13 protein-coding genes and 2 pseudogenes are annotated in these 10,264 nt (G+C 58.7%); 9 read left to right on the plus strand and 6 right to left on the minus strand.

All coding sequences use genetic code 11. The annotated features are described in order from the left end of the window. Positions 1-32: 32 nt before the first annotated feature. The 4 genes and pseudogenes from M8523_RS34795 to M8523_RS34810 all read left to right on the plus strand — a co-directional run. A pseudogene (locus M8523_RS34795) lies at positions 33-263 on the plus strand (hypothetical protein); the annotation flags it as partial. Beyond that, positions 244-423: pseudogene (locus M8523_RS37045) on the plus strand (hypothetical protein); the annotation flags it as partial. The pseudogenes M8523_RS34795 and M8523_RS37045, both read left to right, overlap by 20 nt. 139 nt (positions 424-562) lie before the next feature. Further along, positions 563-763: a hypothetical protein gene (locus M8523_RS34805; RefSeq protein ID WP_282589391.1), complete on the plus strand. Its 201-nt coding sequence runs from the start codon at positions 563-565 to the stop codon at positions 761-763. A gap of 973 nt (positions 764-1,736) precedes the next feature. Continuing rightward, entirely contained in the window at positions 1,737-2,471 is a 735-nt protein-coding gene (locus M8523_RS34810) for a metallophosphoesterase (RefSeq protein WP_345894361.1), read from the plus strand. On the opposite strand, the gene M8523_RS34815 is transcribed toward M8523_RS34810, so the two are convergent. Together M8523_RS34815 and M8523_RS34820 are read right to left on the minus strand one after the other, a co-directional pair. Then, entirely contained in the window at positions 2,468-2,749 is a 282-nt protein-coding gene (locus M8523_RS34815) for a hypothetical protein (protein WP_282589393.1), read from the minus strand. The two genes, M8523_RS34810 and M8523_RS34815, sit on opposite strands and share 4 nt — an antisense overlap. Then, positions 2,739-3,080, minus strand: a complete 342-nt coding sequence (locus M8523_RS34820; protein ID WP_345894362.1) for a thermonuclease family protein — start codon at positions 3,078-3,080, stop codon at positions 2,739-2,741. Before M8523_RS34820 ends, M8523_RS34815 begins: the two co-directional genes overlap by 11 nt. A 278-nt stretch (positions 3,081-3,358) precedes the next feature. Here M8523_RS34820 and M8523_RS34825 point away from each other — a divergent pair, with 278 nt between their 5' ends. The 4 genes from M8523_RS34825 (at position 3,359) to repC (ending at position 7,594) form a co-directional block, all read left to right on the plus strand. Continuing rightward, positions 3,359-3,550 carry a hypothetical protein gene (locus tag M8523_RS34825; RefSeq protein ID WP_282589394.1) on the plus strand — a complete coding sequence of 64 codons (192 nt, stop codon included), beginning with the start codon at positions 3,359-3,361 and terminating at the stop codon, positions 3,548-3,550. A gap of 455 nt (positions 3,551-4,005) precedes the next feature. Further along, a complete protein-coding gene (gene repA, locus M8523_RS34830; protein ID WP_428351975.1) occupies positions 4,006-5,217 on the plus strand; it encodes a plasmid partitioning protein RepA in 1,212 nt (403 codons plus the stop codon). Beyond that, on the plus strand, positions 5,214-6,206 hold the full coding sequence (gene repB / locus M8523_RS34835) for a plasmid partitioning protein RepB (RefSeq protein WP_282589396.1): 993 nt from the start codon (positions 5,214-5,216) through the stop codon (positions 6,204-6,206). Before repA ends, repB begins: the two co-directional genes overlap by 4 nt. Positions 6,207-6,385: 179 nt before the next feature. Then, complete coding sequence (gene repC, locus M8523_RS34840; protein WP_282589403.1) at positions 6,386-7,594, plus strand: plasmid replication protein RepC; 1,209 nt, start codon at positions 6,386-6,388, stop codon at positions 7,592-7,594. On the opposite strand, the gene M8523_RS34845 is transcribed toward repC, so the two are convergent. The 4 genes from M8523_RS34845 to M8523_RS34860 are packed head-to-tail and all read right to left on the minus strand — an operon-like array spanning position 7,591 to position 9,595. Then, a complete protein-coding gene (locus M8523_RS34845) occupies positions 7,591-8,076 on the minus strand; it encodes a hypothetical protein (protein ID WP_282589397.1) in 486 nt (161 codons plus the stop codon). The two genes, repC and M8523_RS34845, sit on opposite strands and share 4 nt — an antisense overlap. Positions 8,077-8,082: 6 nt before the next feature. Next, positions 8,083-8,511 carry a hypothetical protein gene (locus M8523_RS34850; RefSeq protein WP_282589398.1) on the minus strand — a complete coding sequence of 143 codons (429 nt, stop codon included), beginning with the start codon at positions 8,509-8,511 and terminating at the stop codon, positions 8,083-8,085. Continuing rightward, the gene (locus M8523_RS34855; RefSeq protein WP_282589399.1) at positions 8,508-9,302 is read right to left on the minus strand and encodes a relaxase/mobilization nuclease domain-containing protein; all 795 of its coding nucleotides are present in this window, start codon (positions 9,300-9,302) and stop codon (positions 8,508-8,510) included. Before M8523_RS34855 ends, M8523_RS34850 begins: the two co-directional genes overlap by 4 nt. After that, complete coding sequence (locus tag M8523_RS34860) at positions 9,299-9,595, minus strand: plasmid mobilization protein (protein ID WP_282589400.1); 297 nt, start codon at positions 9,593-9,595, stop codon at positions 9,299-9,301. Before M8523_RS34860 ends, M8523_RS34855 begins: the two co-directional genes overlap by 4 nt. A gap of 289 nt (positions 9,596-9,884) precedes the next feature. Here M8523_RS34860 and M8523_RS34865 point away from each other — a divergent pair, with 289 nt between their 5' ends. Then, positions 9,885-10,022 carry a hypothetical protein gene (locus M8523_RS34865; RefSeq protein WP_282589401.1) on the plus strand — a complete coding sequence of 46 codons (138 nt, stop codon included), beginning with the start codon at positions 9,885-9,887 and terminating at the stop codon, positions 10,020-10,022. Positions 10,023-10,264 lie beyond the last annotated feature (242 nt).

A 10,264-nucleotide genomic window follows, 5' to 3' on the forward strand; every position in this document is an offset into this window, starting at 1 on the left:
TCTCGATCTCAGATCGCGCCGCAGCCGCCGCGATACACCATCTTCCGAGGTGTCTCAGGCAACCCTGGGGCGCAGGAGATGTGAGCCGCGGCGAGCGGATCGGCCGCGTATCGTCGGAATGGTTCTCGCGCCCGGCGGACGAGCGTTACCTGTCCTTGTCGGACCTCTACGCCGCCGTCCATGGTCGGACAGAGCGTAGCCGCACCCGGACCGTCGAGAGCGCGGCGATCCGGGTGGAGGCGAGCCGCGACGAAGCCAACCGTGGATAACTTCCTCGGCCGGGTGACGAAGGCCCGCATCCTACAGGCGGTGGCGGAGTCAAAAGGCCAGCGCGCTGCCGATCGGATCGAGCATCTCAAGAAGGGCGACATGGCGGCCGAGGCGGAAACGCTCCTGGCCGATACCGGCTCGCTGCCCGAAGCGGATAAGGATTCCGAGGCCTGGGGGCCCACTCACGTTCAAGCGCCGGCGCGAGAGTCTATTCCGTGGACACGCCTCTATTGAGGAGCCTCCTGAATCGACTCGTCAGGCGTTCCTGGTATGTTCCTGTTGAGGAATAACTATGGCCGACGAAGATCCTGAACAGCAAGCCGAGAAGGCCGTCGACGCGCTCCTCGCCGAGTTCAACGGTGACGCGCGCGCGGCAATCAAGGCGCTTCTGCACGACATTGAAATGCTGGCGCGGGACTCGGAGAGCGTGTCAAGGGGGTTTGTTCGGCGACAGAGAGTAAGACTGGTGTTGCGGGGAGCAGGGTTGGCGTAGCTCGCATGCGCGAGAGCCGTTCGCATAAGTTTAAATTATGGAACCTAAGACGATTAATCCCTTGTTCTATTTTGCGTTTCTCGAATGGCCCTTAGCTCCAGCACCGCGGTGAGTCACCGCCGGAAGCCGCGCCTTCCATCGCTCGCCACGACGAAATCCGCTCCGGGAAAGTCGCTTCTTACCTTCTGGCTGAGATAAGAGCGTCGCCACGATCGGTTTGATGCGGACAAGTGGCACCATGATCTTGTCTGGAATGGCCTCAACGGCCGCCGTTTCCTGTCCACTGTTCTCGTCGACGGGCCGGGACACTGCTTTGGCCGGCTTCCTCCGAGCCACGGCCCTTTTCGGCGTAAGCGCGTCGATGGGCTCGGAGACCTCCGACAGCTCCGGAAGCACGCGACCGACCGGCGTGTCCCGCTCGGGTTCAAGCGTAGCAGGAGCGGGAGCCGGCGCGCTTTGCCGCGTTTCGACCAGTGGCTCGGGCGGTCGAGGCTTCAATGCCTTTGTCCTGGGAGCGATCGGGCGTTTCTCGACGGTGAAGGGCCGAATGGTTTTTCGCAAAGGTCCTCTTCAAATCCGATGCCGATGGAGCCGCATATCCGAGAGCGAACCAACACGCAATTATTGAGTTCGGAGGCTCGCACATTTCAACAGCTTCCGATGCGCCAAGGCTTGAGTGCAGGTGCGGGACGCCTTGCTGAACGTAAGGTTTCGACTGCAGGCCGATAGGTCTCAGGGCTCGACCTGCCGGGATCGGTTAGCTCGACATAAATTCGATCCAGCGCCTGGTTGAGGACTTCCACTCTGCGCGGGTGCTGGTGGGGCAGGGGTCTGAGTGAGCGGATAGCGGCATCAAGTAACGCGCCGAACACAATCGTTTCCTCTGGGTTGCCAAGCTGCTCAGCCGCGATGTGAAGAATATCGCGCGGGATTGTCTTGCGTGACTTTGTCATACCATGAAACAATACTCCATATGCTATACCGCGTCACGTCTGATATACATTCCGAGTTCTGGCCCGAGAGTCAGGGCAAGACTAAACGGCTGGTTGACCTGCGTCTGCCTCCAATGGACGGCGACGCCGAGACCATTCTACTGCTGGCTGGCGACACAGGGGCACACCGGCGCCGCGTTCTATATGGATGGGTGATCGAGCACCTCTGCAGGCGGTTCGCGGCTGTCTACGACATTCCAGGCAATCATTATTGGTACGGCGGAACGGAGTGGGAAATCTGCGAGCCCCCTGCCCTGCCTTCGAATTATCATTTCGGGCACACGATCGCGGATGGCCGGATCGTTGCCGCAACGCTTTGGGCTGATTTTCAGCGCGAGAACCCTCTTGTCATGGAACGCTGCAGGGTCGGTATGAATGATTTCCGCCAGGTTCCGGGGTTGACGCCTGAAATGGTGCTGGCGCGCCACCGCGAGCATCTCGAGTTCCTCGATCGTCATATTGAGCCTGGCGGGATCGTGATGACCTACTTCGCTCCGTCGTGGCAGTCGATCTCGCCGACCTACGGGACTGACGAGCTCAATGGCTACTATGCCTCGGACCTCGAAGCCCTGATCATTGAGAAGCGCCCTGCCCTATGGGTGCACGGTCACATTCATTGCCGAAGCGACTACATGGTTGGCGACACACGGGTCATTTGCAATCCCGCCGGTTATGAGGGGCGGGATCACGATCCGATGCTTCGGATCGATGTCTAGGGCTTGGGTACGACCATGACGCTGTCGTCGCGTCCGTATACGCGTACGCCGTTCGACGCGTTTTCCCGAAGAGTCCGGCCATCGGCGGTCAGCCTTGCTTGGCCGTCATCGTTTTCCTCGACTGCGCCGCAGCAGACGAGAGCGCTTAAGGCAAAATGGGCCGCGCGCGATCGCAGGCGATGACGCGTTGATGTCCATTCGTCCAGTGACATCAAGAATGCGGTGGCTTCCGTGTTACAGTTCTCGCTCTCGATGAAACGCATCGGATCAGTGTGCATGTCTCCACTCCCACGGCGGTATCGCGCCCAGCTGCGACCATAGCCCAAGGTGCCCTGCCCTCGCCTGCTGCTCAAGACAGGGGATCGCGGGATCGGTGTCGTATCTCACATAATCCCACGCCATCCCTTCGCGGACCATCTCCTCGGCGACGTCATATGGAGCGTGGATCACGCCAATGATTTCCCGCTCACGCTCGCGGTACGGATATTCACCCCGGTAGTCGATCTCGACCTTTTTGCCGTAGGTCAGATCGTGAAGTGCCCGCCCTGCCCTCTTGCCGAAAGGCTGATCGGTTTCAGGAGCATCCACGTTCGCCAGCCTGACGATGATCTCCTGGCCGGATGTTAGACGAACGTAGGCGGTGTCTCCGTCGTGGTTGCCGACAACGGTGCCGGTGAAAGCTTAAGCGGGGATGGCGGCGAGGCATAGTGCCAGGGCGAGGAATGTACTTTTCATCCCCAGAGCCTACCAAATCCAGCGCGTAATTATCTTGCGTTTTGCCCCCTGCCCTACGCCCGCGCGGACCGGTAGCCTTACTGGCCCAAAAACCCTATATTGGCTGCATGGTCGCGATCCACCCTCTGTCACGTGAAGATGCCCGGCGCGCAGTGTCTGAGGCGGATACCCAGCTTTTGACCTTCGCTGGGATCGTCGCCGTTCTGGGCAGCGCGGCAGCCTTTCTGTTCACGTTCAACATCTACCTGATTCCGCTCGTGGTGCTGGTGTGCGCGGTGGCGACAGGGATCGGGATGTTCGGCAACCATCTTCGGTTCAAGACAAGGCGTTCGTCGGACCGCTGACGTGCGAGCTCACGAGCTTCTCGCGTATAGCGTCGTCGTCTTTATCGCCGCGATCGTGTTCTTCCTGTTCGGCTTTCATTTCTCTGGGTCCCCCGCTGCCAATCAGGCGGGTCTGGCTTCAGTTATCGTCTCGGCGTCCGCGTGGGTATGGGCTCCATTGGCGCGCCGCCGGCGTGGAACAACTGGTCAAACCTGTTCGCGGCGCTGCTTGGCACTTTGTCGGTTGGGCTCCTGGCATCTAAGAGCGCTGTATGCACCGGTGGAGCGGGCATAATCGGATTGGCCTGTGGACTTTGATTTAGCCCCTGCCCTTTTGCAGTTAGCCGCGGCTAACCGGATGCTCGTTAGCCGCGGCTAACGCTCCGGGTCGCCGAAAAATGAGCTTGCCCTCCGTCTAGAATCGGCCCCTCTTGCCTAACAGCGCAAATCAGACGATTCTGCGCTGAAAACCGAGGCTGGCGGTGGCAAGCGAGAAGCTCACGAAAACTGCGCAAACCGGCGCGCCGGAGCTGAAGACGCTCGTCCAGAGCCATGGCGCAGAACTGTCTGCACAGCTTCGCGCCCACCATCGTAACATCTTTCCCCCGGAAGCCGAAAAGTCGATCCGACCATTCACCCCAGCAGAAACGGCAAAACTGCTCGGTATCCACGAGTCCTATCTTCGACAAGTGGCGGCGGACTCCATAGCCGCGACCTTGAAGAACGGGCGCAGGAGCTACACCGTTCAGGACATCCAGGAGCTTAGAAAACTCCTCGATCAGGGTACCAGAGGAAACCGAAGATACCTGCCGCATCGCCAAGGCGCGGAGCATATGCAGGTCATTACAATAATGAACTTCAAGGGCGGGTCGGGGAAAACAACGACGTCCGCTCACCTGGCTCAGCATCTCGCTTTGCAGGGATATCGTGTTCTTGCGGTCGACCTCGATCCGCAGGCAAGTCTCTCGGCTCTGTTTGGCCATCAACCCGAGACGCATGTCGGCCCGAATGAAACGCTATACGGCGCAATCCGCTATGAGGACCGCCGTCCTATGGCTGAGATCGTTCGGGGAACATACATACCCGGCCTTCATATCGTCCCAGGAAACCTCGAACTCATGGAGTTCGAGCATGACACCCCGAAGGCTTTAATGGGCCGACAGTCAGGGGATACTCTGTTCTTCGCGCGGATAGGGCAAGCGTTAGGGCAGGTGCAAAACCTATACGATGTGGTCGTGATCGACTGCCCTCCGCAGCTCGGCTACCTGACTCTTTCCGCCCTCACCGCTGCGACAGCAGTCCTCATTACGGTGCATCCCCAAATGCTGGACGTAATGTCTATGTCCCAGTTCCTTCAGATGACCGGAGACCTTCTGGACGAGGTTTCTCGTCATGGCGCGTCCACGGGCTACGACTGGATGAAGTATCTGATCACCCGTTTCGAAACAGGGGACGGGCCGCAGAACCAGATGGTGGCCTTCCTCAGATCGATATTTGGAGAGCACGTCCTGATCCATCCAATGTTGAAAAGCACTGCCATCTCTGATGCCGGTCTGACTAACCAGACGATCTATGAGGTTGAACGAAACCAGTTCACGCGCGCAACCTACGACCGCGCTCTCGAGGCCGTGTCAAACGTCAACACAGAGATCGAAGCCCAGATTCGCAAGGCGTGGGGCAGAGCATGAGCAGGAAAGCACTATTCACCACCCTCTCTTCGCAATCGAAGCCGGTTGAGGCGCCCTCCTCCCGCACTCGACCGCTTCTCGGTTCGCCAGACCTAATTTTGGACGCGCGACCGGTCGGGGCTGTGGGGCAGTCGCTTAGTGAAATCAGCGACCGTGCCAAGCGCGCCGATGAAATCGAAAGGAAGCTCACTGAAGGCCAAGTCATCGTCGAGCTTGACCCCAGCCTAATAGACCCATCGTTTGTCGCGGATCGAATGCCTCTTTCATCCGAGGGATTGGAGTCGCTTCGCGAGAAAATTAGGGAGACCGGTCAGCTCAATCCGATCCTCGTCCGTCCTCACCCGAATACTGATGGGCGATATCAGGTTGCTTTCGGCCATCGGCGACTTCGAGCAGTGAAAGATATAGGCCGGACTGTTCGCGCGGTAGTAAGGAACCTGTCCGACGAGGAACTTGTCGTCGCTCAGGGACAGGAAAATCACGAGCGGGAAGACCTCTCCTACATCGAAAAAGTCCAGTTTGCGCAGCGCCTCGAGAAGCGTGGGTTCGCGCGAGCAACGATTATGTCGGCTCTGTCTATCTACAAGAGCGACCTGTCCAATATGATCTCGGTCGCGTCAAAGCTACCCGAAACCTTAATTGCCTCGATTGGCCCTGCCCCCGGCATCGGGCGTCGTGGATGGATCGAATTGGCCGAATTACTGGAAGGTCACAGGAGGGCAGTGGACCGGGCAATTGCCGATCCTGCCTTTCAAGACCTAGACAGCGATGCACGGTTTAAGGCTGTCCTCGCGGCAACGAAACCCCAGAAGACGAAGGCGAAAGCCGAGATATGGTCATCCGCCAAGGGCGAGACTTTAGCGAAGGTCACGCACGACGACGAACGAATTACGCTTGCGATTGACCGGCGAAAGGCCCCGGACTTTGCCGAATTCGTTCTGAATCGCCTGCGCGATCTCTATCAGGAATTCGAGGCCACTCGGTCTTGATGTGGTGAGTAAGAACTAACCAGGAGCAACGCGGCACAGAAAAAAGGCCCCCGAAACGTCTCCGCCTCGGAAGCCCTCTGTTTGTTTGGCGACTTCAGAGATCGCACTTCCGCTCATTTCAGTCAAGGCTCGACGCCGTTTTGGCGACCGGATTTCTTTGCCCTAACGAGGCAAGGATCATGCAAACCCATCAACCGACGACGCCCTTTGGGCGGCAGACGCTGACCCTTGCCTATGTGGCAAGCCAGGCGGTCGCGAAAGCATGCCCGCCTGAAAAGGCGGCTCACAAATGGAATGTGTTCAGGGATATCTGCGCCGCCAAAGACAGGCTGGCGGTGTCCGACCGCGCTCTGGCGCTCCTGAATGCCTTGCTCAGCTTCCATCAGGAGACCGTGCTTTCGGGCTCGAACCTGATCGTATTCCCGTCCAACCGGCAGCTTGGGCTTCGGGCTAACGGGATGGCGCCGGCGACCTTGCGGAGGCACCTGGCGGTCCTCGTAGATGCGGGGATCATCATTCGGCGGGACAGTCCGAACGGCAAACGATATGCGCGGAAGGACAGGGCAGGGGAGATCGAGAGCGCTTTTGGTTTCGACCTAACCCCGATGGTCGCGCGCGCCGAGGAGTATGAGCGGCTAGCGACCGCAGTCCGTCAGGACGAGAAAACAGTCCGGCTTCTGCGTGAGCGGATCACCCTATGCCGGCGGGATATCGTGAAGATGATCTCGACGGGGATCGAGGAAGGCGTGGCCGCGCCGCAGGGATGGGAGGCCATCCACGCAGCCTACAAGGCGATCATGGTTCGGATGCCAAGGTCAGCTACGCGCGATGACCTGGAGCCCGTTGCGGAAGGCCTGAAGCTGCTGGCCGATGAGCTATTCAGTCTATTGGAGAGCCACACCAATTCGACAAATACGAGCGGCAATGAGTCTCAAAACGAGCAGCACATACAGAATTCAAACCCAGAACCTTTATATGAAGTTGAATTGGTCTCACGAGAAGACCAAGCGGAAAAGCCGAGCCTCTCCAACCAGCCTGTCAGGAAACCGCAAGCCTATCCCCTCAGCATGGTCCTGAGTGCATGTCCGGACGTGGCACATTATGCCCGAGGCGGAATCTCAAGCTGGAACGATCTAATCTCGACGATAAACCTTGTGGTCAGGCCATCACTGGGCATCAGCCCCAGCGCTTGGCAGGCAGCCAAGGATGCCATGGGTGAAATCCCAGCGGCAATCACCGTCGCGGCTATGCTCCAGCGCGCCGAGGCAATCACAAGCGCCGGAGGCTACCTGCGCGATCTCACCAGAAGGGCAGGGGAGGGGAAGTTCTCGGTCGGGCCTATGCTGATGGCGCTATTGGCCCAATCAAAGGGGAAGGCGCGCGCCTAGTCATCCCCATACTCGCGGTCGTAATCCGGTTCGTGGTGATCATGTTCGCGTGAGCTGAATTCCGTTTCGTGGCTCTTGTAGTATTCCTCGGGCAGAGGTTCGCTCTCGTGGGATGACCGCTCCTGCTCTCGCGGTGCGTCGTGACTCGGCTCCTGCTTCTCGGCCATGCGACGCTGGAATTCCTGCTCGATGTCGGCGCCGTAATTGGCCGCGAACTGTTCGTGCTCCGCGCTGCCACGACCGCGGCCGGCGATGTAGTCGTCGACATAGGATCGGACGTCGGCCGGATGGTCGCGCTCCTCCTTCTTCGGTTCGTCCATGTCGATGATCTCGTGATCGTAGCGGTCAAGGAAGTCTTTGCTGGGTCCGTCCTTCTTCGGTGCGGCCTTCTCTTGCTCGTGTTCTTTTTCGGGTAAGCCCAGTTCCCGTCGAGCCTCGTCCCTGAGCTGGTCGTGCTTTTCCTTATGCTCGGCCCACTCCATTCTGTTCTACTCGATCTCCTTATCGCGATCCTCTCTCAATTTATCGACAGCCTGGCGCGCGCCCCGGTCAATCTCGGCGAGCTCATGCGCCTGCCAATGTTTGATCGCCTGTGCCCCGTCATATCGGTCGGTGATCCCGAAATGCCTGAGCTGGTTTTCAATCGTAGCGTCAGATCGATCGCGGAACTGTCCATGCACCTTCGAGCGGGCAGGGGGATCGGCGCTGGGCGGCTCAAGCGACTTTAGGCTCGTTCTGGCCTTGCCGAACATGTCCTTGGCGATGCCCTTGTTCTGCTCCATCTTCCGGCGCTCAACGGCTTGCGGCGTCGTCGCATAAGTCGTTCGCAGGAGCCCTTTGAGCGCCTCACCCATCTCGCCGCCTTCGGTGAACATCCCGCGAAGGATTGAAGGAGAGGGCCGAGCTTGAACCGTCATTTTTGGTGCCTGCCTCCTCCAATAGTCATTGATCTGATCCCGGTGCTTCGCTTGCGCGGCCTGTTTCGCGATATCGGCGTTCCGCCTGACCTCGTCGACCTGCTTTGAGTGTGCCTCCTGCCGCTGAGCGTGCTTGGCCTTGATCGCAGCCGCGTCTTTTCGCGGGCCGCCGAGAGCTCACGCTGCTTCGTGTTCCAGGCCTCCTTCTGTTTTTCAGGCGATTTCCTGATCCGCTCGAGTTCACGCTCGTACTTTGCCGCGCGGGAGAAACTGCGAAACATTTCCTGCCCCTTTTCGATCTGGTGGCAAAAGCGGTCGAGCTTAAAAGCATTGCCGTATAGGTTGGCGGTCCGGCCGGTCTCCGGATGCGTCAGCCCGACAGTGACGTGAAGGTGCGGCGTCTTACGCTCGACGTGCTGGACGATGACGGCCTGGTGTTGTCCGAGCCCGAGGACATCGAGTGACTTGCGCGCTGTTTCAAACATGAATTCCGGAGTCGGCTTGTCCTCAGCGTGCCAGCTGAGCGCGTAGTGCAGACAATCCTTCTTGGCCCGCGAACCGCTCGCCCCGGATCGTTCGCCTCGCTCTTCGCGCGCCTGGGCCTGAATCTCCTTGGCCGCGTCGGCGGTCGCCTGCATTTCGAGGTGAGCCTGCTCGGGTTTGCTGAACAGATTGACCGTCTCGACCTGGCCAAACCGTTCTGTGCCGATACCGTCATGATCCTTCAGCGCGTACCCGAGGGCCGACCCGAAGGACCCGCTGACGCCACCGGATAGGATCGCGGCGTTCATTCCCGCAGCTCATCGATGACGGCCTGCATCTTTGCCGTCAGAACGTCGGCAGGGTCACCGGATCTGATCCCGGTCTGAACCGCGAGGAGCGCACGGAACACGCGATGCTTCAGCGCGGCACTTATGCCGGCCGGTGGTCGGTCTTTCAGGGCGCAGGCTCTGATGTATTCCGAGGCCGTCATGTCAGCGGCCTTGGCGAAAAGATCGAGCTGGTGCGCCTCGTCGATCCGGAATCGAACCGTAACCGGGGATGCACGAACATCGAGGTGGGTTTTTCGGGGGCGTCCGGGCACTTTCCGTCCTCCGATATACTTATTTAGAGAGACCCAACACCCCAGCAAATACCCATTCAGCTTACAACCCGCAATAGCATCCGCAAACAAAACGTGCCGAAGAACCCCGTTAGTCAGATAATGCCAAAACATTGCCGACCATATGCCAAAACAAACGAGCAATAATCCGACAAACGCACCATCAACAACGATATAATGTTGCTCCGATATCGGTACAATTCCACCCCGTTTTATGCGACATTAAATCAACGGCGGCGATAAACGTGGCCAATAACAAAAGGTGGAAACGATGAAATTTGGAATCTTCGACAATCACGGAACCAAATACGCGGAGACAGCAGAGCGCGAGCATGCGGACATTATCAAGGCTGCATTCGACACGGCTTATCAGGATTTGGGGTTCCGCTTCCTCGTGAAGGAACTCTGATGTCCACCAAACTGCCGGGGGCTGCGGCTCCCGGCTCTTTTCCCGAGACAGTTTAAACGCCCTTTGAAGGGCCATTGCAGAAAGAGGAGAGAATGGGCTTAGATATGTATTTAACGGGTGAGAAGTATATTTGGATAGATTGGAAGCACCCAGAAAACAACCCGTCTGAGTGTCTGTCCGATGACATGTTGAGTCGACTGAGTTATTTATGATTCAAGGGAGTCCTGGGAACGGGGTTGCCG

The sequence above is a fragment of the Lichenifustis flavocetrariae genome (assembly GCF_026130545.1).
Classification (GTDB): domain Bacteria; phylum Pseudomonadota; class Alphaproteobacteria; order Rhizobiales; family Beijerinckiaceae; genus Lichenihabitans; species Lichenihabitans flavocetrariae.

Excerpts from the sequence above, each read along its gene's own strand:
- M8523_RS34805 (WP_282589391.1), top strand. The coding sequence starts at position 563 with ATGGCCGACGAAGATCCTGAACAGCAAGCCGAGAAGGCCGTCGACGCG.
- M8523_RS34810 (WP_345894361.1), top strand. The coding sequence starts at position 1,737 with ATGCTATACCGCGTCACGTCTGATATACATTCCGAGTTCTGGCCCGAG.
- M8523_RS34815 (WP_282589393.1), bottom strand. The coding sequence starts at position 2,749 with ATGCACACTGATCCGATGCGTTTCATCGAGAGCGAGAACTGTAACACG.
- repB (WP_282589396.1), top strand. The coding sequence starts at position 5,214 with ATGAGCAGGAAAGCACTATTCACCACCCTCTCTTCGCAATCGAAGCCG.
- repC (WP_282589403.1), top strand. The coding sequence starts at position 6,386 with ATGCAAACCCATCAACCGACGACGCCCTTTGGGCGGCAGACGCTGACC.
- M8523_RS34845 (WP_282589397.1), bottom strand. The coding sequence starts at position 8,076 with ATGGAGTGGGCCGAGCATAAGGAAAAGCACGACCAGCTCAGGGACGAG.
- M8523_RS34850 (WP_282589398.1), bottom strand. The coding sequence starts at position 8,511 with ATGACGGTTCAAGCTCGGCCCTCTCCTTCAATCCTTCGCGGGATGTTC.
- M8523_RS34855 (WP_282589399.1), bottom strand. The coding sequence starts at position 9,302 with ATGAACGCCGCGATCCTATCCGGTGGCGTCAGCGGGTCCTTCGGGTCG.
- M8523_RS34865 (WP_282589401.1), top strand. The coding sequence starts at position 9,885 with ATGAAATTTGGAATCTTCGACAATCACGGAACCAAATACGCGGAGACA.